Source organism: Paenibacillus sp. FSL R5-0810 (assembly GCF_038002285.1).
GTDB classification, from domain to species: Bacteria; Bacillota; Bacilli; order Paenibacillales; family Paenibacillaceae; genus Paenibacillus_AQ; species Paenibacillus_AQ lactis.
This window is the reverse complement of sequence record NZ_JBBOCF010000001.1, coordinates 6,033,037-6,059,757: the sequence shown is the minus strand read 5'-3', so window position 1 is coordinate 6,059,757 and position 26,721 is coordinate 6,033,037. Positions and strand designations below refer to the sequence as shown.

The following is a 26,721-nucleotide window of genomic DNA, read 5'->3' as shown; positions in this document are numbered from 1 at the left end:
TTAATCGTTGTACCGATGCCAATTGCTGCAATGACACCCTTAAACAATTTTATATTGCCCCAAGAAAAGGATAATTTGGACATGGAGCGAATATATTGTTATCAGGCTTCCTATAAATGGTGACAATTCCAAAGCTAATCTAGTGAAATTGAGAGAAATTGGTTATTTTTGACTTGAACAGCTTTGCCTTTTCGTTTATTGTGAAAGAAAGCAAGTCACTTCATTTGGTGTGATTCGTTAGGAACGTTAACAAAGGAGTTATTTAAGTATGTACACGGAACAAGATATTTGGATTGTGCTTACAGGCACGGGCACCTGGTTTAGCAGAATGATCCAATATTTCACGAAAGCCCCGCTAAATCATGCATCCATCGCGTTTGACTCCGAATTACGCGAAGTGTACAGCTTCGGGCGGAAGAAAGCGAACAACCCCTTCAATGGCGGCCTCGTTCGTGAAAATCTCCGCGACCCCTTCTTCTATTCCTCTGCGTGTGCCGTCTACCGCTGTCGTGTCAGTCATGAGGATTACCAGAGGATGTACAATCTTGTTAAAGAAATGATGCGAAACCAGGATCGGTATAAATATAATCTGCTTGGACTGCTAGGCATTTTATTTCGGCTTCATATCGACCGCGACGATGCGTATTTCTGCTCCCATTTTGTCGCGAAGGTCTTCGAACAGGCCGGTCTTCGGCCGGTGAACAAGCCATGTCATTTGGTGACGCCTGAGGATTTCTCCAACTCTCCGCAGCTGACGGAAGTCTACCGGGGGCCGCTGCACGGGTATCTTACGATGGACACGGTTTCCCCTCTGTCCTCACCGCCGACCTACACGCCGGTTACCACCAAAGGCATCAGCAAAATTTTCCGTATCGGTTAAACCGTGGGCTTCGCCCGCTGTCATCAGCCATTGGCTTAAAGCTTCATGATCTCTGCAACGGACACAAAGAGCAGCCGGGCTTCTACCCCGGCTGCTCTTTGTATATCTGTAAGATCAAGCATTACGCAGACGGCGATTGATCCGTTACTTGCTCCAGAACCGGCTTTTCCACCGGATCGGCACTAGGTACAGCTTCCGCCTGCTGCTGCATTTTTCTACGCTTACGTCTTCGTTTGAAATAAATGCCAATCAATATTAAAGGAACCGCGATCAGGGCGATGTACAGGGATACATCCTTCACCATTCCTTCGGCTGCATTGCCATACAGGTAGAACAAAGTCCCCACGACATAAAATTTGGTCGCTCTACCCAAGGCCGCATAGGCCATCAGTCTCCAGAGCGGGAAGTTCAGACATCCGGACAAAATGGTAAATACCTTAAACGGGATCGGCGTAAACGAACCGATTAATATCGCAGCCTCGCCGTTTTTCTGAAACAGATTGGTTGCCGCGTCGATCCATTGCTTTTTCAAAATTTTATATAATACCGACTTCCCAAGCAGCTTTCCAATCGCGTACCCCAGCGGCGTTCCCAGCAAACATCCGATAAAGCCGTAAGTCGCTAGCCACAGCGCATCTTTCGGGTGAACAATACTCAAGGAAACCTGTAGAAAAAAGGCGGGAATCGGAAAAATCACGGCATCCGCAAATGAATGAATAAACAACCCTAAAGGACCAAAACTCCTTAAAAATTCCAAAATGTCCTGAAACATGTCTCAACCCCTATACATTTTTTCCTGCTTCTCTTTAGATCTGAATAAATTATAGCACATAATGATATGGGAAAGGACCCAGGCTGCTGTATACTTTTGCACGGCGCGAGTGAAAATGGTGCAAGCCTTTGCTCCTATCCAGTATATGCATCGAAGTCATATAACAACAAAAAAACCTTTCTTCCGGGGAAGAAAGGTTTAAGAAAATGCTCTTGCAGCCTGCGGCCGCTGGCCGAATCCAAAATGCATAAGCTTGCAGAAATTTGTGTTTTCTTTAATTCGCTGCTGTGCTGCGATGCGCGGAATGCCGGGTCGGTCCGACAAATTGATTAAGCGGGAAGCCGTTGCTTATCGCTTGGGTAATGAACGCTTTGGCCTGCTGCACAGCTTCACGGACCGTGAGGCCTTTAGCGAGCCCTGCCGTGATGGAGGCCGATGAGGTGCAGCCGGCACCGTGCGTATACTGGGTCAGAATCGCATCGGCTTCAAACCATTCGAAGGTCTTTCCGTCATAGAGCAGGTCCATGGCTTTGCCTTCGCGGATTTTGCCGCGGTCCTTAATCAGGACATGCTTCGCGCCGCGGCCATGAATGATCGCCGCCGCTTCCTGCATTTGCTCCAAGGTCGTAATCGGTCCGGATTTGGCAAGCTGGGAAGCCTCGAACAAATTCGGGGTTACGACATCCGCACGCGGCAGCAGGAACTCCAGCATGGCCTCCGTATTCTCCGGCTGCAGCACTTCATCCGTGCCCTTGCACACCATTACCGGATCGATCACGATGCGCTTCAGATCATGCTTGTCAATATACTTGGCGACCAGCTCGATAATATCAACCGAACCGAGCATGCCCGTCTTCATCGCGTCGATGCCGATGCCCTCGAGCACGGTCTTCAACTGGGTCTCCACGATGCCAAGCTCAACCGGAAAGACCTGGTGATCCCAGGTTGCCGGCTCCATGCAGACGATCGTCGTCAGCGCCGTCATGCCGTACACGTCAAATTCCTGAAACGTCTTGAGGTCCGCTTGGATACCCGCTCCGCCGCTTGTATCCGAGCCAGCTACCGTTAATGCTTTACGTATCGTCATGGTTCATGTTCCCTTCGCTAGTGAAATGGTTACTCTATTATAAAAAAAACTGCGATTTCCGTCTATCCTTGGCGAACGCGCTGATGCAGCGGCCTATGCTCGTGGATAACCCTGCAAGCACTCCGCATGCGGATCCCTCCTACGATCCCTCTTATTCCCGGATTTCCTTGAACTGACTAACCGAGGTCGAAATCCGGGAATAAAGGGGCACGCTTCGCTTCTTCTGAGGGATTCCGCCTGCTCCGTTGATGCCCTTTGGGGGTGGCGCTTGGTTGCAGGTATCCGGGGCTGAGCATAGCCCCTGCTGTTAGGCAGCTGTTCGTTGGAGCAAGTTCCGTGCTTCGAGTTGGCGCTTTACGCTCCCAGGTGCCTCCGCTTATTGCTCCGTAAGAATAACAGGGCCGTCCTTGGTAATCGCCAGCGTATGCTCATATTGCGCAGACCACTTGCCGTCCATCGTTCTGGCGGTCCAGCCGTCGGCGTCGATCTTGCACTTGTACGTCCCGATGTTCAGCATCGGTTCGATGGTGATGACCATGCCTTCCTTCAATCGCGTTCCGCGATGCGGAGGTCCGTAATGCGGCACCTGCGGCTCCTCATGCATGTTCTCGCCGATAGCATGCCCTACGAAATGCCGTACCACCGACAGGTTCTCGGATTCGGCATAGGACTGGATGGCATGCGAGATATCGCCGATCCGATTGCCCACGACCGCCTGCTCGATTCCGAGATACAGCGATTTTTTGGTCACATCCAAAAGATGCTGCGCCTCCTCCGAAATATTCCCGACCGGATAGGACCAGGCGGAATCCGCCAGCCATCCGTCGAGCTTCACCACCATGTCAATGGTGACGATATCCCCGTCTTTAAGAGGCTCATTGCTCGGGAACCCATGACAGATAACGTCATTGACGGAGGCGCAGGTGGCAAACGGATACCCGTGATACCCCTTCTGCTCCGGATGCGCGCCGCGCTCGGCAAGGAACCCCTCTACGAATTGATCAATCTCCAGCGTTGTCACACCGGGCTTGATCATGGTTGCGATATGCCGGTGGCAATCGGCCAGAATCTCTCCCGCTTTTTTCATCTTCTCAATCTGTTCCGGTGTCTTCAGAATAATCAATCGATCCACTCCTTATGCTGTGTGTGTATGGCTTCAGCCGTTACATAGTAAAAAGCCTTAACTGGCCGGGGTCAGAAAATCCATGCTCCCCCCAACCAATAAGGCTGATTCTCGTAAAGTGTATCCGTCTTTCCTTCGGATCATGATTCGCTGATGCATGATTCTACAAATGCGATCATCCCTTACCTATCTTTATTCTACTCCTTGCGGAGCAGAAACCTCAATCCTTTTGTATAACCGGTATCTTCCAGGCATGATTTGATCATTCTCTGCTTGGATCGTCACTTAGTGACCTGCAATCATGGAGAATAGCTTTCCCCAAAAGGCAGGGTTTGGAACGGCCGGATGATGGTGTGGGAGAGCGGATCCTGGATGCGGTTGAAGTTCGGGCACCTTTTCGTACGACAATAAAAAGAAAAAACCTTTACGCCCAAAAAACAGCGATAAAGGTATTATGCCCAAAAGCAAGCCACCGGCTCAGGTTACAGAAATCGAAGCCCTTGCGGATGCTGGGAAGTGCATTATGTATCTTCGAATTTTCGAGTGAACTTAACCGAAAGCAATGCTGGTCGGTTGATCGCCCCGATGTGATGCCAAGCACCCTCATAGCCTTCTACAACCCAATTGTCTCAATTTAGATGTCGCTTCCTCTTCTTTTGGTAAAAATAAATGCCCAGAACCAGGATCAGCACCAATACGGCTATACTCCCCTGAACGAGCGTGCTCCTGTGTGAAGAGGCGGAATCACCGAGGGACTGGCCGTCTACGGGCGGGTAGCCGCTGCCAAGCTCTTTTAGTCCATTGGCAGCCGGGGATAGGAGCTTGGTCCCTTCACATATTCCGGTTTCCAAATTCCCGGACTCCCTATACGCAAATATCAGATATTCATCGCCGACCGAAAATCGGTCATAGCCGCAGCTCTCAGTAGACATTGCGGTGGAAATCGTCGTTTTCTTGCCCAGCTCTCCCTTCCATACCTTCGAAACCTCGAGCGTTACCGTACCCGGATCCGCGCCGGATGAAAAAAGCCGAAAAGGCGGCGGTCGAAATGCTCGTCACTTGCCTGCAAAAATCGCCGTCTTAAGCTCCAGGCTTTCGGCAATCGTAGGCGGCTCGGCACAGGAGCAGGCGGAAGCCTTAGGAAGGTTCACGGCATACATACTTATCAGCAGCAGCAAAATGCTTAACAGGACCACGGGCTTGGATTTTGCCATCAACGAGATACCTCGATATAGACGGCTTAAACATCCAGTATGTTCCAAGCTTTCCCTGCACTTTCACGAATTCCTGGCAGACGATGTTATTTTCTTGCCAAAATCAGATAGTGGCGCTCTGTCGGATACTCGAGTCCTTCCACCCGCAACCCCGCCTGCTCAAGCAGGTTCTGCATCACTTGGGGATCGACACGGTTCGGACGGGGAACTCGCTGCTCCATCGGATCCTCCTGCCATTCCAGGCATAAGCAGCGCCCACCCGGCCTGAGAACCCTTGCGATTTCGCGAACGGAAGCCTCCAGCTCGTCCGTAATGTGCAGGATCAGGGACGCGATGATCCGGTCGACCGCCTCATCCTCGAAAGGCAGCTGCTCCACCTGTCCCTTCACTACTCGCACATTGGTCAATCCCTCTTCTGCTGCCCGCTTCTCCATGAATTCCAGCATCGCCGGCTCCAAGTCTACGGCAAATACGGTTCCAGCAGTCATGCTTGCAGCCGGTATGGAAAAATAGCCGGTTCCCGCCCCAATATCAAGCAAATCAACCTCACCGTTCACCTGGAGCTTCTCCAGCAGCACGGCTGCCGGAAGCTCCCGCTTACGTTCCGGACTTTCCAACCGATCAATAAGGGTTGGATCAAAGCTCTCCTTCATCTTCGTTTCTCCTTTCGTTTCCATCATCGATCTGTATTTTGTCTCTTCCTAACCCATCATACCGCATTGAGAAGTTGAAGGATAACCTCTATTGGGACAACCGGATGCAGATCTCCTTAGGATGCAAGGTGTACGGGTATGGTGTATGGTGTATGGTGTATGGTGCATGATGTGTGGTGCATGATGTGTGGTGCATGGTGTGTGGTGCGCGGTAGGCGATGCATGGTGCGCGGAGAGCGGTGTGTGGTGCGCGGTAGGCGATGCATGGTGCGCGGAGAGCGGTACACGGGTGCGCTTCGGTGAGCCGAGGTCAAGACATGCCTTAGATGACTGATGAACCCGATAGACTAGCAATTTGACAGGAAACATCCCGTTTCCCCCAAAAAAAAGCATCCCTCGCAGGATGCTAAAACAAAACGCTGCGGCTATTAACCCAGCCTTCCTTCTACGGCAGCGCAAGCTTCCCCATCACGGTCGGGCGAAGCGCTCCCGTTGCTGCCGGCAGGTTGTTAGGCACGCCGTGCACGAAGTCATTGCCTAACAGAGCAAAAATGACAGCTTCCTTCGCATCGTCATTCCATCCGAGCTCGGCGGAGGTCATTACCTTTTGTCCTGGCAGCCGTTCTTTCAGCATATGAAGCAGCGTCCGGTTATGCGCTCCCCCGCCCGTGACAATCACCTCTGCGATGGGAACTCGCGGAAATACATACCGTTCATAACTGTCCGCAATGGAAGCCGCCGTGAAGGCCGTGGCCGTCGCCACGATATCTTCATCCGAAAGACCTCGCGCGCTCGCTGCCTTAAGAAAAGAAGCCGCATACGGCTGGCCGAAGAGCTCCCTGCCCGTTGATTTGGGCGGCGGCGTCCGGAAATAGGCATGGGACATCATCTCATCCAAAAGAGCTTGATCCGGCTTCCCCTGAGCTGCCCACTTTCCGCCCTCGTCATAGGAGAGGCGCCCACCGGTAAGCGCGTGGACAACCGCGTCGATCACCATATTCCCCGGCCCTGTATCAAACGCCAGAACTTCGGACGGGCCCGCTCCCGCAGGAAGCGCCGTACAGTTGCCGATGCCGCCGACGTTCTGAAGCAGCCTGCCCCGTTCGTGATGCCGGAACAGGATCAAATCGCCGTACGGAGCGAAAGGCGCGCCCTGGCCCCCAACCGCCATGTCCGCCGGGCGGAAATCGCCGACAACCGGTAGGCCCGTATGCTTCGCGATGACCGAGATATCGCCGATCTGCAGCGTGGACGGCGTTGAATACGGATCATCCGGCTCCGCCACGGGAAGATGCCAGATCGTCTGCCCGTGCGAGCTGACGAGGTCGACATCCTCGATCCGCATCCCGGCATCCGCTATCGCCTCCAGCACGGCTTCTCCGAACCGATATCCGAGGTAGGCGTTCATACTGCAAACCGCAGCGCTGCTGGAGTGCTCGGTGCCGCACAGCTCCTGCAGCCGCCGGCGAAACTCCGGCTCATAAGAGCGGCTATAATAATGAAGCAGCTCGGCGGAAGCCGTAAGGCCGCTGCCGTGAATCCGGACGATGGCCGCATCGATCCCGTCAAGGGATGTGCCGGACATCAGGCCGACGACCACAGTCGGCTCCCCCTGCTTCCTAGGTGCGAGTATCATGGATTATGCCTCCCCGTACAGAAGATAAGGGGCTCTCATCGTTCTCCACCGATCCGCATCGCTCTCCCACTGCTCCGTGATGCGCCGAAGCCCTTCTTCCTCATGAATATGCTTCCGCACATCATCGCTGCCCATAAGCAGATCAATGAAATAACGGTTTCGCCCCTTGGGCGGCGTCAGCCATTGGAACGAATCCGGATACATCCGGCTGACCAGGTGCAGCAGCACAAGGCCTGCACGGACCGCCTCCAGCTTCGCGCTGTCCGTCACGAACAGCATGACGCCTCCGCAGCTCACGCCTTGATGCTTCGAGAACGTCGGTGTCATGTATACGGAATGGGCATGAATGCCGGGCAGCTGGTGGGCGTTAAACGCCTTGGCCAGCGCCTCCCCGTCGATCCAAGGCGCGCCGATCCATTCAAACGGCCGCGTCGTGCCTCTGCCCTCCGACAGATTCGTTCCTTCGAAGAAGCAGGTTCCACTGTACAAACGGACGGTATCTAAAGTCGGAATGTTCGGGGACGGGAGCATCCACGGAAGACCTGTATCCGCATAGTCCATCGCCCGGCTCCAGCCTTCCAGCCCGATGACTTCCAGGTCGCAGCACGTGCCCCTCAGATCATTCGCCATCCGGGCATATTCGCCGATCGTCATCCCGGTGCTGATCGGGATCTGCCACCCGCCCACCATCGATTCATACCCCGGCTCAAGAAGGCCGCCTTCCACACGATTGCCGCCGAGCGGATTCGGACGGTCCAGAACGATCAGGCTCTTCCCGTGCTCCGCGCAGGCCTCCATAGCGTACAACAAGGTCGTCATGTACGTGTAGAACCGCACGCCAAGATCCTGAATATCGAAGATGAGGGTATCGATCTTCTCCAGCATCGCCGCATCGGGCTTGCGCGTTGCGCCATACAAGCTGTATACCGGTACGCCGAAGATGGGATCGACTTCATCGTCAACATGCTTGCCGGCCTGCAGCTCTCCGCGGAGCCCATGCTCGCAGGCGAATAAAGCAGTCAATTCAGATTCCGGCAAACCGGCAATGACCTCAATCGAAGAACGAAAATCCGACGTGAGCCCCGTCGGATTCGTAATCACGCCAAGCCGGCGGCCGATGATGCTGTTATGCTTCAACCCCGCCAGCCTGTCGATTCCGGTTAAACATCTCATATGCTGACACCTCCTGGCTCCGAGGACAGGGCGCCGTCAGCCGCAGGCTTCGCCTCCTCGGGATTCAAGACATTATAAGCTGCCTTATGCTGGAATATCGCCCACATGCCGTTGAACAGAAAGCCGAACCCAACCACGGTGAGTAGAAGCGGAACGGCCACGCATAAAGCCTGAAAGCAAGCCCCAAGCGTATAAGCCGGATAACGCAGAAACAGCTTCACGCTGTGCGCCATCGCTTTGAAGATCCCCATGTTTTCCTGAATGACAAGCTGAAGCGTGTAGAATTGGGAGACCACGGCCATAATGACGAAGTATGTCTGAAAAACCCCGATCGCTAGGTAACCGATACCGTCTTTGCCTCCGTAATACCACCAGGTGGACCATAGGATGAGGATCATCACCACGAAGAAGAAGCCCATGACAACGGCAGGCAGAACCCCCTTGACGGCCCCCTCGAACACATCCTTCAGCACCGGCTTGCCTCTTTCCGTCTTCCGGTGGTAGGCATAGCAGACTCCGAAAAACAGCGGCATATACAGCACCGGAAGCAGCAGCAGCGCCGCAAGCACCGGAGCGAATATGACGACCGCCGCAAGCACCAGCGAGGTGATCATGCTGTACAGTGCCACGCTCGTAATCTCGCGGTATACCTCAACTCCCGTCTTCTTTAACACATCATTCAGCTTGCGCATAAGCTTCCCTCTCCTCCTCCAGATTGTTTACCAATCGATACGCTGTTCCGTCTCCGGATCGAAGAAATGCACCTTGTCGAAATTAAAAATAAACGTTTTGTCCATGCCCGGGTAACCCGTCGTCTCCGGATGCACCTTCGCCGTTACGGTCCGGTTGCCGATCCGGAAGTATACCAGATTCTCCGAGCCGAGATGCTCGACGACCTGTATCTTTCCGGCATACGTGTACTCGTGATTCGGCGTTCCCGGCAAATCCTCGCCGGATATATGCTCCGGCCGAACGCCGAGAATCAGTGGCTTGTTCTCATACTTGCTTAAGCCGCGCGCCATCGCGTCAGGAATGGTAAACGAGCCGCCCTCCATTCGGAGCACATTCCCTTCCTTCGTCACATCGATGAAGTTCATCGGCGGGGAGCCGATAAAGCCCGCAACGAACATGTTCTGCGGATTCGCGTACAGCTCCGTCGGCGAGGCGATCTGCTGGATGATCCCGTTGTTCATGACGACGATGCGCTCCCCGAGCGTCATGGCCTCTACCTGATCGTGCGTGACGTAAACGATCGTCGCTTCAAGCCGCTTGTGCAGCTCTGACAGCTCGACCCGCATCTGCACGCGAAGCTTGGCGTCGAGGTTCGACAGCGGCTCATCGAACAGGAACACCTGCGGATCGCGGACGATCGCCCGGCCCACGGCCACGCGCTGCCGCTGTCCGCCGGACAGCTCGCGCGGCTTGCGGTCGATCATCGATTCGAGTCCGAGAATCGAAGCGGCCTGGGCAACCTTTTGCTCGATATAGGCTTTAGGCTTCTTCAAATTCCTCAAGCCGAACGACAGATTCTCGCGGATGGTCATATGCGGATACAGCGCATAATCCTGGAATACCATCGCAATGTCGCGATCCTTCGGATGCAAATTGTTCACGACCCGATCACCGATGATGATATCGCCGGACGTTTGCCGCTCCAAGCCCGCGATCATGCGCAGCGAGGTCGTTTTCCCGCAGCCGGAAGGGCCGACGAATACAACGAATTCTTTATCTTCAATGACAAAGTTCGATCCCGCAACCGCGGTGAAGGTTCCTTTGTTATCGTCTACAAATTCTTTTCGGATGTTCCGAAATTCTACGCGTGCCATAACGTTGCCTCCTTCTAGCCTTTAACGGCTCCAATGGTGATGCCTTGCAGGAAATAGCGCTGAAGCGAGAAGAACAGTATCATCATCGGCAAGGCCGCGACGGTTGCTCCAGCCATGAGTGCGCCGAAATCCGTGGTGTCCGCGTAAACGAAGGAAGCCAGACCTACCTGAATGGTTCTCATTTCCGTCGTGTTGGTCACGAGGAAAGGCCAGAAGAAATCGTTCCAGGATGCCACGAATGTGAAGATCGCCAGAACGGCGAGACCGGGCTTTGCCATCGGCAGAATGACCTTCCAGAAGATCCCGAACTCTCCGCAGGCGTCGATGCGCGCGGCGTGAATAAGCGAGGTCGGCAGCGATGACATGTACTGCTTCATCAAGAAGATGTTTCCTACGCTCACGATACTCGGCAGAAGAATCGCCGTATATGTATTCCCGAGATCAAATACGTCAATCATCAAAATATAGAGCGGAATGAGTGTAACCTGAGCCGGAATCATCATGGTGCTGAGCAAAATCCAGAAGACCGCCTTATTCCCCGGAAACTTCAGCTTCGCGAACGCATAACCTGCGAGCGATGCAAGGAACACGTTCGTCACCGTCAGTATGGAGGAGATGAGCAGCGAGTTGAACAGCCATCTCATGACGTTTGTTTTGCTGAAGAAACGTTCGTACGGGGCCACGGACAGCACGTCTGGAATCATTTGCGGAATAAACGAAGCAGCCGACTTGGTGTCCTGGACCGATCCGATGAGCATCCAGTACAGCGGAATGATGGTCAGAATGCTCCATACGACCAGGATGACCGAGGCTGAGACGAGCAAAATCACTCTCGATCTTGATTTCATGGGTGCACCCCCTCTTTAGCATAAGCGAAGTCGTTAGTATTCGACGTCGGATGAGAAATACTTGAACTGGATAACCGAAATGACGATGATGAGCGCCGCCAGAACGAAGGATTGCGCGGATGCCAGCCCGAATTCGTAGAAGTTGAATGCCGTGTTGTAGATCAAGTAGGCAATCGTCGTCGTTGCAAAGTTCGGTCCGCCCTGAGTCATGAGATATACCGAGATAAATACCTGGAAGGACGTAATCACGCCCGTCACGAGCAGATATAATGTCGTCGGCTTCATGAGCGGCCAGGTGATGCGCCAGAATTTGGACCAGCCGCTGGCATGGTCGATATCCGCCGCTTCATACAGCGATTTCGGAATGCCGCCCATGGCGGCAAGGTACAGGATAATGCCTGCGCCATGAGAGCCGAGCCAGTTCATCAGAATGAGCGAGAACAGCGCCGTATCCGATTTTCCCAGCCAGATCACAGGATCGAATCCGAACAAGCCGATGAAGCGGTTCAGCAGGCCGGCATGGGTCGGATCGAAAATCGCCAGCCACACGACGGAGATCGTCACGCCGGAAGCGACGGCAGGAAGATACATGGTCGCTTTAAAGAACGTCTGCCACTTATCCTTCATTTGGAAAATAAAAAAGGATAAGGCATACGTGATGATAATGTTGACCGGTACCGTACCAACGGTGAACAGCACCGTATTCCACATCGATTTCCAGAACACCTCGTCCTTTACCATTCGGGTGTAGTTATCGGTTCCGATCCATTCGGAGCCCATGACGCTGTACTGCTGGAAGCTCATCAAAAACGCGGAAGCGACCGGATACAGCGTGAATATTAAAAACAGTAAAACCGGGGCCAGGATGAATAAGTACGCCCAACCGTACTCGCGCATATACCCCTTCATCGGGGTCCGCGGCGGCCGAGACTGAGCCGGGGCCGTCTGCATGGTAATTTCCTCCTTCCGCACAGGTGAACATTTTTGACTTGGCAATACTTGGGGCACCGCTTGTATCATCCGGTTACCGGAAAGCGCCGGATATGAACCTAAGGTTACAATCGCGGTTAAAAAGGGAGTGGCCGCGCTCCTGATAAGGACAACGGGACACCCCCTGGTTACTTGAAATTACTGTCCTAAAATTTGTTTGCCTTTGTCAATGAAGTCTTGTGCGATTTGCTCCGGCGTCTTCTCGCCAGAGAACAGCGCTTGAATGTTCGGCTTAACGACCTGCTCCTTGAATTTCTTCTGGTTCGCGGAATCTTCCGCATTCAGGCTCAAGGTTACCGGATTGTCTCTAAAGTTCGCAAAGATTTCAGCAGCTTTGATCGTCGACTCGGAGCCCAGCCCTTTACCCTCGAAATACTCAGCCTGGGATTTACGAACGAACGGCAGCACCAGCTCGTTGGCAGAATTACCGGCCTTAGCGCCGCTGAGTCCTTCCATGATCAGGAACGTATTCTTCGCGTGCTCTTCGCCTTTATCCTTCTTCTGTCTGAAAGCTACATAGCCTTCGCCAAACATGGACGTCTTGCGCTCTGCACCGTCATTGTGAGGCACCGGCAGCAGAACGAATTCGATCTTCTCGCCTTGAACCGTGCCGCTGTCGATATCCTTCGCGCGGTTTTGCAGCATAACGTCATAGTAAGGAATCGCCTTGGATACGATCGCCGCTTCTTCGGCATAGAACAGGTCCATCCGCTTAGCAGGCGTAATTGCCGCGGTTTCCGCAGGCATATGGCCGGCTTTCAGCAGGTCGGAAACGAAGGTCATTGTATCCAGAATGCGCTCGTCATTCCATTGGAACTCGCCCTTATCGTTCAGAACGTCAGGCATGCCGTTGCTGCGGGTCAGCATTTCGATGAAGTCCAGGGATGTTCCATCCGTAACCAATGCATAGCGTGTATTCCCGTTCGGCAGCTTGGTTGTCAGCTTGCCGGCAGCTTCCTTGAATTCGCTCCAGGTCCAGCCGTTTTCCTGAATGGACTGCCAGTCGATCCCGGCCTCCTCAAGGATCTTCTTGTTGCCGCCCCATGCCCAGAGGGACTGGTAAAGCGGAAGGCCGTACTGCTTGCCTTGGATCTGTCCGAGCTCCAATGTACCCGGCAGGTAGTCGTTCTTAATCTCGTCGGTCATGTAAGGGGTAAGCTCCAGCGCGAGCCCGGTGTCCACGTAGGCTCCGTCAACCGCATGGAAGTACAAATCAGGCGGATTTCCGGCGTTCAAGGCAACGTCGAATTTCTTCGGACCCTCCGCCCAGGACAGCACTTCGGTCTGTACCGTAATGTGAGGGTACTTCTCCTTCAGGTCCGCCACATGCTGTTTCAATTCTTCTTCATATTTGCCGTGAACGGGATAAGTCCAGACGACGACCGTATCAGGCTTCGGCGCGGCCTCTCCGTTACCTTCCGGCGTGGTGGAGGTTCCGCCGTCCGACGTCTTGGTCCCTCCTCCCCCTCCTCCGCATGCTGCCGTGAAGACCAGCATTAATGAAGCCAACAATGTGAGCCAACGTTTCTTCTTCATGTACTACTCCCCTTATCATAAAATATATTTGTGGTTAAGCCGGAAAAACTACAACCGCTTGATGGCCTGCCGGCTCTGATCCAGATACTTCACCGAACTCTCGTAGTTCCGGCTGGCGACACCAAGATATAAAATATCGATAAGATTAAGCTGTGTAATACGAGAGGACATTGCGCCGCTGCGAATTTCGTTCTCCGTTGAAGAGGTATATAGCGGAATATCCACCGATCGGCTTAACGTCGAATCCCCGTACTTGGTAATGCCGATCGTTCTGCATCCGTTCTCCTTAGCGATGCTCGCTGCCCGGATCACTTCTTTCGTTTCACCGGAGTAAGATATGCATACCGCTGCATCCTCGGGCGTAAGCATTACGGCCGATGTCAGCTGAACGTGGGGATCCGGGAACGAAATGCATACCTTGTTGATTCGCAAAAATTTCTGCTGGGCATCCATCCCGATCAGATTGGAAGCACCTACGCCAAACATAAATATGCGCTTCGCCTGATCAAGGGCCGATACGGCCTCTTCCACCTTCCCTTCCTCCATAATCTTCATCGTATCCCGAATCGATTGAATGTTATTGTTCGAGACGTTCTGTATGATTGCAGAAATGCTGTCATTGGGCCGAATATCCTGATACCCGGTGGCTAATGGCTCCTGCAAATCGCCAGCTACCTTCAGCTTCAGATCCTGATAGCCTTTGAAGCCCATCGTTTTGCACAGCCTTACAATCGCGGCTTGGCTTGAACCGCTTCGAACCGCCAGATCCGCGACCGACATCTGTATCATCTCTGCCGGCTCCTGCAAAATGAAGGCTGCAACTTTGCGCTCGGACGGATTTAATGTTTCAAAGACCTCACGCAATCGAACCAATCCGCCGTTCATCCTTTGCCCCCCTTTTACGATTCATCCTCTGATCTACAAGATATGTAACGTTTAATGACATGATTTGATCGAAAGCATGACTGGTATCGCTTTCAATATCAGCGGATTGAGTTCATTATAAATTGTGTGAAATAATATTTCAATACTTAATTCATAATTTAAAATTTTGTTTTACAACCTCTCTTTTTTCTCCTATACTGAATATAGAAAGCGAAGTGGTTCAAAATGGAAATTTTCATCGGAGTCGACGGCGGTGGCACAAAGACTGATGCAACAGCCATCAACGCCAGCGGCCAAGTTCTTTCCCGTTTCACTGGAGGTTCCACTAATCCTTATATCGTTACCTTTGACGGGGCGATGAAAGAGCTTCAAACGGTGATCGAGGGCCTCATGAAGCCGCTCAACCTTTCGTCAGCTTCATGTTCGGCAATATGCCTTGGTATGTCAGGTATAAGCTCGGACGAGGAACGGCAGCGGGTTCACCAGTTTCTAGAATCGCATTTCCTGGAACGGCAGCTCTCTCCGCGTATTTACATGCGTTCCGAAGCCGAGATTTCGTTAATGGCTGTACTGGAGCGCCAATACGGAATCCTGATCATTTCAGGAACCGGCTCCAATACTTACGGGATTACGAAATCCGGGAGCATCCACCGTGTCGGCGGCTGGGGGCATATTCTCGGCGATGAGGGCAGCGGGTATCAGATCGGGCTTCAGACTTTGAAGTCGGTTATTAAAAGCCATGAGCGTATTCTGCCGCCAACTCGGATGAGCAGCTTGATTCTGAAGGCTTATCCGCTGGGCCATATCGCCGATCTTAAATCATATATATACCAGCCTGCCATAACGAAGCAGAGCATCGCTTCCTTCGCCCGCTGCTGTATTGAAGCTGCGGAAGCCGGGGACCACGCCGCTCTTGGCATTCTCCGCTCGCAGGCCGCCGAGCTCGCGGATACGACTTCCGCGCTCATCATGCAGCACCATGAATTCGTGGCAAGTGATGTGGTGTGCATCGGTTCGATCTTCAAGCATTCACGCGTATTCCGGGAAGCTTATCGAACGGCGATACGGGAACGCTACCCGCGGCTGCAATTCCCGGAAGCAACGCACGACCGAGCACCGGCTCACGGTGCCGCCATGCTGGCATACCGGCTATTCCAGGACGGAGCCTAATGATCCAGGCGAATTGTTGTAACCGTTATCAGGCCCCGTCCATATTTCTAGACTTAAGAAAGTACGTGGCACAGGAAGTGGCGGCGCAGCTCCGCTGCCCTTGCCACTCCGCTGATCAGCTGTACCACCTACATAAGGTTCTGCCCGACGTTTATTCGTTCGGCAAACGGTAAATGCCCGGATACAGCAGTTCGCACACGGCACGCTTTCTTAATTCTTCAAAAAGGAGACCTCTCATGACGAACATTCTCAGTCAATTGACAACCGAACAGCCTCATGAACATACGCAGAACATTGATCAGTTGAGCTCAGAGGAAATTATGACCCTGATTAATAATGAGGACAGCCTGATCACCGACACGATTCGGGAGCTGATCCCTACCATCGCCAAGGCGGCTGATCTTATCGTAGAAGCCTTTCAGAACGGCGGCCGTTTATTCTACGTCGGTGCAGGAACGAGCGGACGGATCGGTATTCTTGACGCATCCGAGTGCCCGCCAACCTATGGGACGGATCCGTCGATGGTGCAAGGTCTTATCGCCGGAGGTTTCCGAGCGGTGAAGGAAGCGATCGAAGGAGCGGAGGACAGCGAAGAGCTCGGCGAGCAGGACATGAATGAGCACGGCATTAATGAAAAAGACGTCGTGATCGGCATCGCTGCCAGCGGCCGCACTCCCTATGTGCTCGGGGCTATGCGGCGTGCCAAGAAGCTCGGGGCGGTCGTGATCGGCCTGTGCAACAACTATAACTCGCCGATGCATCAGGATGCCGATTTCGTGATTGAAGCCGTCGTCGGGCCGGAAGTGATTATGGGCTCTACTCGAATGAAAGCCGGCACTTCGCAAAAGCTGATACTCAACATGCTGACAACAACAGCCATGATCCGGATCGGCAAAGTGTACAAAAACCTGATGGTCGATCTCAATCCATCCAACAACAAGCTTGTACACCGCGCCAAGCGCATAATCACGCTAGCTACCGGCGCATCCGACGAGGACGTAGAGAAGGCTTACTTCGAGGCTGGAGCGCATGTCAAAACCGCCATCGTCATGCTGCTGGCCAACGTGAATGCCGAAGAGGCAGCAAGGCTGCTCGAGGGCACGAACGGTTTTGTGCGCAGCGCCATCAATCTGAAAGCCCACAAGGGCTCTTGACAACCGGTCAGGGCATCGCCCTAAGCCGTCAGCTATTCCACTATAACGATAAACGGGGATCCTGCAGATCAATGATGATCTGAGGATCCCCGTTTATTCGTCTTAGATTGAATCCCGTCCCGTCAATCCCGTCTGACGCTCGCTCCATTCCCACAGCCTAGCCGCAAGCTGCGGATCGCCGGCCTTCTCTGTCGTTCGAACCGGCTTGCACTTGACGAAATATTCGCCCGTCACCTGCTCCACCTCCGGAGCCGAAGCCAAATATACTGCGGTTTTGGCGCCTTCATCCGGCGTAAGGAAGAACGGCCGGAGCACCCGATGCACCGCCTTGCCGAACCCCGTCTCCCTGTTTACGCCGATGCTCGTGCTGACCGCGCCAGGATGAAGCGCATTGGCCGTCACCCCCGTCCCGGACAGGCGGCGCGCCAGCTCTTTCGTAAACAGGATATTAGCCAGCTTGGACTGGGCATACCCCTTCGCTACATGAAAGCCTTTGGACAGATTCGGATCCTCCCAATGAATTCTTCCGATTTTGTGCGCGCCGGAGGATACGTTGACGATCCTCCCCTGCTGCGCCTGTTTCAACGGACCGAGAAGCAGGTTCGTGAGCAGAAAATGGCCCAGATGGTTGACCCCAAGCATCGCTTCATATCCGTCGGCCGTCGTCTCCCGTTTGATCGTGACGACGCCCGCATTGTTCAGCAGGACGTCAAGGCGGTCATACTGTGCTTGGTACTCGGATGCGAACTGCCGGATGCTTGAGAATGAACCCAAATCAAGCTGCATCAGACGGATGTCACCGCATCCGTTACATGCCTGTTTCGCCTGCTCAAGCGCCGCCTCCCCTCTCGCCTGACTTCGGCAAGCCATAATCACATGCGCCCCCATACGGGCAAGCGCAATCGTGGATGCGAGCCCCATACCCGAGTTGGCCCCCGTAATGATCGCTATTTTCCCTGACATATCGCTCATCCTTGTTCCCCTCCTTCGTTCAATAGGCCTGATCCGACAGCAGGTTAGTTTCGTACCGTTCAATGCTATCTGCTTCTGACGGGCGTATTGGCTTCGTATCTTTGATAGCGAGAAAAACGTCTATCGACGCGCTCTCAAAGAAGGCAGACCGCGTTTAACGGTAGTTCCTGCTATATCAGGCTGCAGATCCGACGATGCTTATACCTTCGGATATCTAAAAAAATCCCGCCGCCAGCTTTGGAGACGAGATTCTTGGAATGTTATATGACCTATTCGCTGCTCTTATGCTTGGTCGCTGTTATGCGCCTAGGCACCGGCTTCATTCAAAGCCAGGATGATCGCCGTAAGGCCGAAGCACAGATTCAGAAGGCAGAGGAAAACCAGCGTCTGCTTCTGGTTAAGCCCGGTTGCGAGCAGGCGATAGTGCGCCTGCGAGGCATCCGCCTGGTAGATCGGCTTCGACTGCAGCATTCTGCGAATAACGACGATCACGTTATCGATGATCGGCACGCCCAGGGCAAAGATCGGGATGAACAACGAAGCCAGCGTCGCTCCCTTGAATGCCCCGTCCAAGGCGATAATGCCGAGGATGAATCCGAGGAAGGTAGCGCCCGCATCCCCCATAAACACCCGGGCTGGCGGCTTGTTATAGCGCAGGTATCCGAGCGCGGCGCCCACCAGAATTACAGCCAGCAAAGCGGATTCGCTCTGCCCCATCGTCATGGCGACAACAAACAGCGTTCCGCCCGAAATGGCGGACAGCCCGCCGGCTAGACCGTCAATGCCGTCCGAGAAATTAATAACCGTCGTAACGCCGAAAATCCAGAAAATGGTCAAAATCAGCTGCAGCCATTCCGGCAGGTTGATGTAATGGCCGGTGAACGGGTTGTTGAAGCCCTCGAATTGGATGCCGTAGCTGTATACAATGACGGCGGCGGAGATTTGAACGATCAGCTTCGGCAGGGAGGCGAGCTCTTTCCCCTGCGATTTGTACCAGTCATCGACAAGCCCGATGCCGAGAATCAGGACGCTCCCGATAAAAATCCCCACCGCTTCCCTGGAGATCGTACCGGTCAGTGCAAAATACGTAATGAAAAATCCGATGAAAATGGCGATTCCCGCAGTCAGCGGAATCGGTTCGCGGTGAATTTTCCGCTCGGAGTCAGGTCTTGGCTTGTCCACAAAGTCAATTTTGATCGCCAGCTTCCGAAACGGCGGAATCAGCACGAGAACCAGCACCATCGATATGACAAACGCTGTTAGATATAGCATGATTTCCTCCCAATAAATGATGAATGATGGAGAACATTGCAACCTCAGTATATGACTTTCGTCCAACTCTATCAACCTATCGACATAAGATTCTCTTAAGAAAATGCAATGAATTTTTTCATTTCTGTGGTAGGGTTCCCTTCCCAGCCGCAGTTATTCCTCCGTGCCAAGACACAGGGACATGAAAAAAAAGCCGCCGCCAGCACAGCAACTCTCTGCCTGGCGACAGCTCCTTCGGACCGGCGGACTAAGATTGTTTCTTATTCACCGCAAGCCCGATGATCATAATGATAAGTCCAAGCAAAGCAATCAACTGATCAATGGTCATGGCACAAGCCTCCCTCATCCAAGGTTGGCTCTTGACCGGCGATCTGCCTCTCCCATAAGCGTTGCTTTACCTTTCCCCATTATCATTCTATGAGGGGTATCAGCTGAAATATGACCCTTTTTTCATGCACAAAAAGCCCGCCCCTTCTCTTGCGCATCAAGGGACAGGCATAAGCTTGCTTGTTCTTCCGTTAAATGAAGGTAATCGCTAGCCCGGCATCACCGAATGGCTGTCGTTACCAAGCGCAGTGCACCCGAACGGCTCGAGAAATCCCGATTATTCCGTTACAATGTCGTACACCAGAACCGGTGCATCGGCATGATCGTCAATCCGGATGCTCTCATACAGCTTCTGCTTCACGTCTTCCACGTCTTCGCGGTTCGCGTGGATCGTCACGAGCGATTCGCCCTTCTTGACCGTATCGCCGACCTTCTTGTTAAGCATCAGGCCGACAGCCAGATCGATCTCGGATTCCTTCGTCGCGCGTCCGGCGCCGAGCCACATTGCCGCCGTGCCGATTTCGTCCGCGACGAGCTCGGCCACGACGCCGTCCCGCTGAGCCGGAAGCTCGATCAGATACTTCGCCTTCGGCAGCCGGTCCGGATCATCCACCACGGACGGGTCACCGCCCTGGTTCTGGATGAATTCCTTGAACTTCTCCAGTGCTTTGCCGTTGCGGATGACCTCTCTCAGCATCTCCTCCGCCTCTTCCAGCGACTCCGCCTTACGGGCGAGATAGACCATCTGTCGGCCTAATGCAAGGCACAGCTCCTCCAGATCCTTCGGACCTTCGCCGCGAAGGGCCAAGATCGCCTCCTGCACCTCCAGCGAATTGCCGATGGCAACGCCCAGCGGCTGGCTCATGTCCGAGATGACCGCCATCGTCTTGCGGCCGACATTGTTGCCGATGCTCACCATGGCATGCGCAAGCTCCTTCGCATCCTCCACCGTTTTCATGAAGGCGCCCGCGCCGGTCTTGACGTCCAGCACGATGGCGTCGGAGCCGGCAGCGATTTTCTTGCTCATGATCGAGCTTGCAATCAGCGGGATGGAATTGACGGTAGCCGTGACATCCCGAAGGGCATACAGCTTCTTGTCGGCCGGAGTGAGGTTCCCCGTCTGCCCGATGACCGCGATTTTATGCTGATTGACCAGGTTCACAAACTCTTCCTTGCTGATCTCCACATGGAAGCCCGGAATCGACTCCAGCTTGTCAATCGTGCCTCCGGTATGGCCGAGCCCGCGCCCGGACATCTTCGCCACGGGGATATCGAGTGCGGCCACGAGCGGTGCCAGGACAAGCGTCGTCGTATCGCCGACCCCTCCGGTGGAGTGCTTGTCGACCTTGATTCCCTCAATTGCGGACAGATCAATCGTTTCTCCGGAGTTCACCATCGCCATCGTCAAATCGGCCCGTTCCCGGTCCGACATGTCTTGGAAATAAATCGCCATATTCATGGCGCTGACCTGGTAATCGGGAATATCTCCCTTCGTGTATCCTTCGATAAAGAAATTGATCTCTTCAGTTGTCAGTTCCTTGCCGTCGCGTTTCTTCGCAATCAAATCAACCATTCTCATCGTACATTCTCCTCACTCTTATGCGATGATCGTAACTCCTTCATCCGTCAGCCTCGCTGTATGCATTGCAGCGAAACCAGCATACCGTGCCGTTCCAAACCGTAGGCGCGCCGTCCGGGCATCCGCGGCGATCATCGTGCTGCAGCCTCGTTACGGCGCGCCCTTGGCTTTAAAGCTGTCTTCCCCTTGCCTCGGGCCTTATTTATAAGGATATCGCCGTATCCAGCGCGACTTCCATCATGTCGTTAAACGTCGTTTGGCGCTCCTCGGAGGACGTCTCTTCCCCAGTCAGCAGATGGTCGCTTACCGTCAGAATCGTCAAGGCATTGACGCCGTATCTTGCGGCAATCGTGTAGAGCGCCGTCGTCTCCATCTCCACGCCAAGCACGCCATGCTGCATCAGCTTCTCAACGACCGATTTGTCCTCGCGGTAGAACACATCCGATGTAAAAATATTGCCGACATGCATATTGAGCCCTTTTTCCTTTCCGCGCTCATACGCTCCGAGCAGCAGCGGGAAGCTGGCAATCGGCGAATAATCGTAGCCGTTAAAGTGGTGGCGGTTCATGCCGGAATCCGAGCACGCCGCCTGGGCGAGAATGACGTCGCGGACGTGGACATGCTCCTGCATTGCGCCGCAAGTACCGACCCGAAACAGGTTTTTGACGCCGTACTCCCGGATCAGCTCGTTCACGTAAATCGCAATGGACGGCACACCCATGCCGGTGCCTTGGACCGATACGCGTTTGCCTTTATAAGTGCCCGTAAATCCGAGCATCCCCCGTACTTCGTTGTAGCAGATCACATCTTCCAGGTACGTGTCGGCGATGTATTTAGCCCGCAGCGGGTCCCCCGGCAGCAGGATGGATTCCGCAATCTCGCCCGGTTTCGCTCCAATATGTGTACTCATGTCCCATTCCTCCACTCATTCAATTGGTTTGCAGTTCGTTCAAAAAGCTGGTGCCGTGGTCCGGAAGCTTCACGCCGAAGTTGTCCGCTACGGTAGCCCCGATATCGGCAAAGGTACGGCGAAGCGGCAGCTCCCCGCCCCGTTCAAAGCGCGGCGAATATACGAGAAGCGGCACGTATTCGCGCGTGTGGTCCGTTCCCTTATAGGTCGGGTCGTTGCCGTGATCGGCCGTAATGATCAGCAGATCCTCCTCCGTCATCTTATCGAACACTTCAGGAAGCCGCTTGTCATAATCCTCCAGAGCCTGGCCGTAACCTTTCGGGTCGCGGCGGTGACCGTACACCGCATCGAAATCGACCAGATTGAGGAAGCTGAGGCCGGTAAACTCCTCGTCCATGGTTTGGATCATTTTATCCATTCCGTCCATATTGGACACCGTCCGCACGGCCTTGGTGATGCCTTCGCCATCATAAATATCCGAGATTTTGCCGAGGGCGATCACATCGAAGCCCGCATCCTTCAGCTCGTTCATCGTCGTTCTGCCGAACGGCTTAAGGGCATAGTCATGACGATTGGCGGTGCGCTTGAAGCTGCCAGCCTCTCCGACGAACGGACGGGCGATAATGCGGCCCAGCATATAAGGATCCTCCAGCGTGATCTCGCGGCAAAATTCGCAGATTTCATACAGCTCTTTAAGCGGAACGACGTCCTCGTGAGCGGCGATTTGGAGCACGGAATCCGCGGAGGTGTAAATGATCAAAGCACCGGTCTTGACATGCTCTTCGCCGAGCTCGGCAATGATTTCGGTGCCGCTGGCCGGTTTGTTGCCGATCACTTTGCGGCCGGTTTTCTGCTCAATGCGCTGAATGAGCTCATCCGGAAACCCTTCCGGGAACACGCGGAACGGGGTATCGATGTACAGGCCCATGATCTCCCAGTGGCCGGTCATCGTATCCTTGCCGTTTGAAGCCTCCTGCATCTTGGTATAAAATGCCCGCGGCTGATCGGCTGCGGGAATGCCTTCGATCTCACGAATGTTGGACAGGCCGAGCGAAGCCATATTCGGCATGTTCAGTCCTTTGCACTCCCGGGCGATATGACCAAGCGTATCGGAACCGACATCATCGAAGTCGGCCGCATCCGGCGCTTCGCCGATCCCGACGGAGTCAAGCACGATCAAGTGAATTCGTTTGAAACGTTCCATATCCAAGCTCCCCCTTAACATAATTGATGTTCCATCAAAAGTCATACGGTTACGGTGCTTCCCATGGTTTTGTTTGTGACGGTCCTACAGGAACAGGCCCGCAATGGTAGCGGAGAGCACGCTGACCAAGGTCGCACCATACAGCAGCTTCAAGCCGAAGCGCGCAACCACATTTCCCTGCTTCTCGTTCAAGCCCTTGACGGCTCCGGCAATAATGCCGATCGAGGAGAAGTTCGCGAAGGAAACGAGGAATACCGATACGATACCGATTGTACGCTCGGACAGGTTCGTAAAGTTGCCCAGATCAAGCATCGCCACAAATTCGTTGGATACCAGCTTGGTAGCCATGATGCTGCCCGCATCCACGGCTTCTGTCCAAGGCACGCCCATAACGAAGGCGATCGGAGCGAAAATAAATCCAAGCAGCTGCTGGAACGTAATCCCGAAGATGAGGTTGAAGATCCCGTTAATCATGGCGATGAGCGCAACGAATCCGAGAAGCATCGCCGCAACCGTGATGGCGACCTTAAAGCCGTCCATGATGTACTCGCCCAGCATTTCGAAGAAGGACTGCTTCTCTTCCTCCTGAACTTCCAGGATATCTTCATCTTTATCCACCTTATAAGGGTTGACGATCGATGCAATAATAAATCCGCCAAACAGGTTCAACACAATCGCCGTTACGACGTAGCGCGGCTCGATCATCGTCATGTATGCACCGACGATGGACATCGACACGGTGGACATGGCCGATGCGCAAAGCGTATACATCCGATGCTTCGGAATACGCGCAATCTGCTTCTTGACCGAAATAAACACCTCGGATTGCCCAAGGATCGCCGACGCTACCGCATTATAGGATTCCAGCTTTCCCATACCGTTGACTTTGCTTAAGATCAAACCGATATATCGTACGATAAACGGAAGCACCTTAATATATTGAAGTATACCAATCAACGCGGAAATAAACACGATCGGTAGCAGCACATTGAGGAAGAAAGGTCCGGCACCTTCATTGGCAATCCCGCCGAACACGAATTCAATCCCTTCCCCTGCATATCCAAGCAGCGCCTCGAAGGTATTGGCGATCCCTCTAACAAGATACTCACCGACGCCCGTATTCAGCAAAATAAATCCGAGAATCAGTTGAAGCAGAATCATGACGGCCAGCGGACGATAGCGGATGTTCCGCTTATCGTTGCTTATGATGAACGCCAGACCGAAAACGACCAGCAAGCCCAATATGGCGATTAAATATTTCATCGTCGTTGTTCCCCCATAGGTGATTTTTTTGTAGAACATTACAGATTGCCTGAAACACCAATTCTAGCAGCTGATCCTTAATAGAACGTGTTCAATAAGTCGAGTTTTCAGCGGAAGGTCCGGCAGAGTTCAAGATTCGATACCGAGTTACTTCTTGATTCATTTCGTGATCTAAAGACTTTTTGAACAACCTCTAATAGGATGACGTCGATTGTCCGCCCTCCATAATTTTAACGCCCGAGCTCGCGCCGATGCGCGTTGCGCCCGCTTCAATCATTCGCTCCATGTCTTCTCTGCTGCGAACGCCGCCGGAAGCTTTGACGCCTGTGCTCTCGCCTACCGTTTTCCGCATCAGAGCCACGTCCTCCGGTGTCGCGCCGCCAGTCGAGAAGCCGGTCGAGGTCTTCACATAATCCGCGCCGGCTTTAACCGCCAGCTCGCATGCCCGCACCTTTTCTTCATCCGTGAGCAGGCTTGTCTCGATAATGACCTTGACCAGCGCCTTGCCTGCCGCCGCATCCACCACGGATTGAATGTCGCTCTGCACCAATTCGTTATTGCCGTCCTTCAGCGCGCCGATGTTAATTACCATGTCCACTTCAGTGGCTCCGTTGGCAATCGCATCCTTCGTTTCAAAAGCCTTGACGGCCGAAGTTGTCGCACCCAGCGGGAATCCGATGACGGTGCATACCTTTACCTTCGTTCCTGCCAGCTGCTCGGCGCAAAATTTAACCCAGCCGGGGTTGACGCATACCGAAGCAAATTCATACTTCTTGGCCTCTTCCGTTATTCTCCGAATCTCTGTCTCGGTTGCGTCCGCCTTGAGCAGCGTATGATCAATCATTCCTGCAATATTCATTGCTGAAAACACTCCTTTTCGTCATCATTTTCAACCCTCTGTAAAGCGCTATCATTCTATCAAAAACCTATCAACGGGAACCATCATATCACAGCTCTGAACATATGTAAAACACCTTATGAAATTATGTTCATGCCGATTTATGGCAATGATCTTTATCATTGTTCGCCACTCGATGATCATTCCATTCAGGAATTTTCTTACACAGGAGTCTGCTTATTATGCTCTATACCCTGTTCGGGTAAACATAATCAGACTAACCACCCGCTTGATCAAATGGAAGGCGCCAGACGCAGCAAAAAACCTTATGAACCGGAGCTTAGCCGCATAAGCCTTCTTCCCCGTTCATAAGGTTTTCTTTACGAGCTATTCATTTAACGAGCTTCCCTATCGTTCAATCCGTTCCGAGCAGCGCCTGCGCCGTAAATTGATCCGTAACGAGCGTGTTCGCGTAGCCTCCGACCAGCGCCGCCCGAATCGCGGCCAGCTTCTTCCTTCCGCCGGCGACAAGGATGGATCTCTCCTTGTCCCGAAGAGCCTCCAGATCGATCCCCACCGTCCGGTTGTTGATCTCTTCGCTGCATATCCGGCCCTTCGCATCAAAGAAGCGGGAGCAGATATCCCCGGCGCCGACGCGCGCAAGCAGCTGCTGCTCCTCTTCGCTAAGATAGCCGAGCCGGAAGAGAAGCGCATCCTCATGGACGGTGCCGACCGTAAAGATCGCGATATTCGCCTGTTTGCCAAGCTGAATGATACGCTGAATATGACGGTCCCTCTCCACCATTTCCTTCAGCTCCACGCTGTCGAAAATGACCGGAAGCGGTAAATACCGGGCCAGCGTATGATACGCCTCAGCAAACAGATGAACCGTCTCGGCGGCATACGTATTGACCTGCGAATGGCTCACGCCGCCCTTCAGCTGCACCACCTCGACACCGCGGACCGGCTTGTCCCGCAGCTGAAGCGCGACCGCGTGCATCGTCGTTCCCCAGGTCACGCCGATAATGTCCGAGTCCTTCACGATTTCATGCAAATAGTCGGCGGCTTTCCTGCTGATATGCTTCTGAATCTCCCGATATTCATTGATCGGCGAATAGCTCACCAGCACCTGATCCAGCTTGTACCGCTTCTTGACGCGTTCGCCCAGCGAATCCAGATCCTCCTGCGGATCCACGATCGATATCTGCACATATCCCTGCTCCTTGGCATGCTGAAGCAGCCTGGAGACCGTCGGACGGGAGACGCCCAATCTTGCCGCAATGTCCTGCTGGCTGTAATCCGATAAATAATATAATCTTGCCGCCTCGATGCTGAGGCGCTGCTTGTCCTGTTCCATGCTCCAACCCACTTTGCTCGTGTCGTTTACGAATTTTCGTACATTATACAGC

General features: G+C 53.6%; 25 protein-coding genes. 3 read left to right on the top strand and 22 right to left on the bottom strand.

Annotated elements, in window-relative coordinates; translation table 11 throughout:
- The first annotated feature begins 268 nt into the window (after window positions 1-268).
- Window positions 269-880, top strand: a complete 612-nt coding sequence (locus tag MKX76_RS26970; RefSeq protein WP_028405053.1) for a hypothetical protein — start codon at window positions 269-271, stop codon at window positions 878-880.
- 121 nt (window positions 881-1,001) lie between these two features.
- Here the strand turns inward: MKX76_RS26970 and MKX76_RS26965 are convergent, their stop codons facing one another.
- From MKX76_RS26965 to MKX76_RS26900, 14 genes are all read right to left on the bottom strand, one after another.
- Window positions 1,002-1,652 (bottom strand): YqaA family protein, encoded by a 651-nt coding sequence (locus MKX76_RS26965; RefSeq protein WP_007131746.1) that lies wholly within the window; start codon window positions 1,650-1,652, stop codon window positions 1,002-1,004.
- Window positions 1,653-1,926: 274 nt separating this feature from the next.
- Window positions 1,927-2,739: a pyridoxine/pyridoxal/pyridoxamine kinase gene (pdxK, locus tag MKX76_RS26960; protein WP_007131747.1), complete on the bottom strand. Its 813-nt coding sequence runs from the start codon at window positions 2,737-2,739 to the stop codon at window positions 1,927-1,929.
- A gap of 376 nt (window positions 2,740-3,115) precedes the next feature.
- Window positions 3,116-3,862 carry a type I methionyl aminopeptidase gene (gene map, locus MKX76_RS26955; RefSeq protein WP_007131748.1) on the bottom strand — a complete coding sequence of 249 codons (747 nt, stop codon included), beginning with the start codon at window positions 3,860-3,862 and terminating at the stop codon, window positions 3,116-3,118.
- Window positions 3,863-4,491: 629 nt separating this feature from the next.
- Window positions 4,492-4,713 (bottom strand): hypothetical protein, encoded by a 222-nt coding sequence (locus tag MKX76_RS26950; RefSeq protein ID WP_341034903.1) that lies wholly within the window; start codon window positions 4,711-4,713, stop codon window positions 4,492-4,494.
- A gap of 204 nt (window positions 4,714-4,917) precedes the next feature.
- On the bottom strand, window positions 4,918-5,076 hold the full coding sequence (locus MKX76_RS26945) for a hypothetical protein (protein ID WP_341034902.1): 159 nt from the start codon (window positions 5,074-5,076) through the stop codon (window positions 4,918-4,920).
- An 86-nt stretch (window positions 5,077-5,162) separates the two neighbouring features.
- Window positions 5,163-5,729, bottom strand: coding sequence for a class I SAM-dependent methyltransferase (locus MKX76_RS26940; protein WP_341034901.1), 567 nt, complete (start codon window positions 5,727-5,729; stop codon window positions 5,163-5,165).
- Window positions 5,730-6,174: 445 nt separating this feature from the next.
- Window positions 6,175-7,365: an anhydro-N-acetylmuramic acid kinase gene (locus MKX76_RS26935; protein WP_341034900.1), complete on the bottom strand. Its 1,191-nt coding sequence runs from the start codon at window positions 7,363-7,365 to the stop codon at window positions 6,175-6,177.
- 3 nt (window positions 7,366-7,368) lie between these two features.
- Window positions 7,369-8,538 (bottom strand): DUF1343 domain-containing protein, encoded by a 1,170-nt coding sequence (locus MKX76_RS26930; protein ID WP_341034899.1) that lies wholly within the window; start codon window positions 8,536-8,538, stop codon window positions 7,369-7,371.
- Entirely contained in the window at window positions 8,535-9,230 is a 696-nt protein-coding gene (locus MKX76_RS26925) for a hypothetical protein (protein ID WP_341034898.1), read from the bottom strand. Before MKX76_RS26925 ends, MKX76_RS26930 begins: the two co-directional genes overlap by 4 nt.
- A gap of 27 nt (window positions 9,231-9,257) precedes the next feature.
- Window positions 9,258-10,364, bottom strand: a complete 1,107-nt coding sequence (locus MKX76_RS26920; protein ID WP_007131754.1) for an ABC transporter ATP-binding protein — start codon at window positions 10,362-10,364, stop codon at window positions 9,258-9,260.
- A gap of 14 nt (window positions 10,365-10,378) precedes the next feature.
- Window positions 10,379-11,212 (bottom strand): carbohydrate ABC transporter permease, encoded by an 834-nt coding sequence (locus MKX76_RS26915; RefSeq protein ID WP_007131755.1) that lies wholly within the window; start codon window positions 11,210-11,212, stop codon window positions 10,379-10,381.
- Between the two features lie 33 nt (window positions 11,213-11,245).
- On the bottom strand, window positions 11,246-12,163 hold the full coding sequence (locus MKX76_RS26910) for a carbohydrate ABC transporter permease (RefSeq protein ID WP_007131756.1): 918 nt from the start codon (window positions 12,161-12,163) through the stop codon (window positions 11,246-11,248).
- Window positions 12,164-12,340: 177 nt separating this feature from the next.
- On the bottom strand, window positions 12,341-13,738 hold the full coding sequence (locus MKX76_RS26905; protein ID WP_007131757.1) for an ABC transporter substrate-binding protein: 1,398 nt from the start codon (window positions 13,736-13,738) through the stop codon (window positions 12,341-12,343).
- 48 nt (window positions 13,739-13,786) lie between these two features.
- Window positions 13,787-14,623, bottom strand: a complete 837-nt coding sequence (locus tag MKX76_RS26900) for a MurR/RpiR family transcriptional regulator (RefSeq protein WP_007131758.1) — start codon at window positions 14,621-14,623, stop codon at window positions 13,787-13,789.
- A gap of 225 nt (window positions 14,624-14,848) precedes the next feature.
- Here MKX76_RS26900 and MKX76_RS26895 point away from each other — a divergent pair, with 225 nt between their 5' ends.
- Window positions 14,849-15,793, top strand: a complete 945-nt coding sequence (locus MKX76_RS26895; RefSeq protein WP_340898982.1) for a BadF/BadG/BcrA/BcrD ATPase family protein — start codon at window positions 14,849-14,851, stop codon at window positions 15,791-15,793.
- A 236-nt stretch (window positions 15,794-16,029) separates the two neighbouring features.
- Window positions 16,030-16,947, top strand: a complete 918-nt coding sequence (murQ, locus tag MKX76_RS26890) for an N-acetylmuramic acid 6-phosphate etherase (RefSeq protein WP_007131761.1) — start codon at window positions 16,030-16,032, stop codon at window positions 16,945-16,947.
- A 102-nt stretch (window positions 16,948-17,049) separates the two neighbouring features.
- Here the strand turns inward: murQ and MKX76_RS26885 are convergent, their stop codons facing one another.
- The 8 genes from MKX76_RS26885 to MKX76_RS26850 all read right to left on the bottom strand — a co-directional run bounded on the left by MKX76_RS26885 (window position 17,050) and on the right by MKX76_RS26850 (window position 26,669).
- A complete protein-coding gene (locus MKX76_RS26885) occupies window positions 17,050-17,919 on the bottom strand; it encodes an SDR family oxidoreductase (protein WP_007131762.1) in 870 nt (289 codons plus the stop codon).
- A gap of 306 nt (window positions 17,920-18,225) precedes the next feature.
- Window positions 18,226-19,191: an MraY family glycosyltransferase gene (locus MKX76_RS26880; RefSeq protein WP_028405059.1), complete on the bottom strand. Its 966-nt coding sequence runs from the start codon at window positions 19,189-19,191 to the stop codon at window positions 18,226-18,228.
- Window positions 19,192-19,795: 604 nt separating this feature from the next.
- Window positions 19,796-21,097 carry a pyrimidine-nucleoside phosphorylase gene (locus tag MKX76_RS26875; RefSeq protein ID WP_007131764.1) on the bottom strand — a complete coding sequence of 434 codons (1,302 nt, stop codon included), beginning with the start codon at window positions 21,095-21,097 and terminating at the stop codon, window positions 19,796-19,798.
- Between the two features lie 202 nt (window positions 21,098-21,299).
- Complete coding sequence (gene deoD, locus MKX76_RS26870; protein ID WP_007131765.1) at window positions 21,300-22,007, bottom strand: purine-nucleoside phosphorylase; 708 nt, start codon at window positions 22,005-22,007, stop codon at window positions 21,300-21,302.
- A gap of 19 nt (window positions 22,008-22,026) precedes the next feature.
- Complete coding sequence (deoB, locus tag MKX76_RS26865; protein ID WP_007131766.1) at window positions 22,027-23,211, bottom strand: phosphopentomutase; 1,185 nt, start codon at window positions 23,209-23,211, stop codon at window positions 22,027-22,029.
- A gap of 84 nt (window positions 23,212-23,295) precedes the next feature.
- The gene (locus tag MKX76_RS26860; protein ID WP_028405061.1) at window positions 23,296-24,474 is read right to left on the bottom strand and encodes a NupC/NupG family nucleoside CNT transporter; all 1,179 of its coding nucleotides are present in this window, start codon (window positions 24,472-24,474) and stop codon (window positions 23,296-23,298) included.
- 193 nt (window positions 24,475-24,667) lie between these two features.
- Complete coding sequence (gene deoC, locus MKX76_RS26855) at window positions 24,668-25,333, bottom strand: deoxyribose-phosphate aldolase (protein ID WP_007131768.1); 666 nt, start codon at window positions 25,331-25,333, stop codon at window positions 24,668-24,670.
- Window positions 25,334-25,727: 394 nt separating this feature from the next.
- Window positions 25,728-26,669, bottom strand: coding sequence for a sugar-binding transcriptional regulator (locus MKX76_RS26850; protein WP_341034897.1), 942 nt, complete (start codon window positions 26,667-26,669; stop codon window positions 25,728-25,730).
- Window positions 26,670-26,721 lie beyond the last annotated feature (52 nt).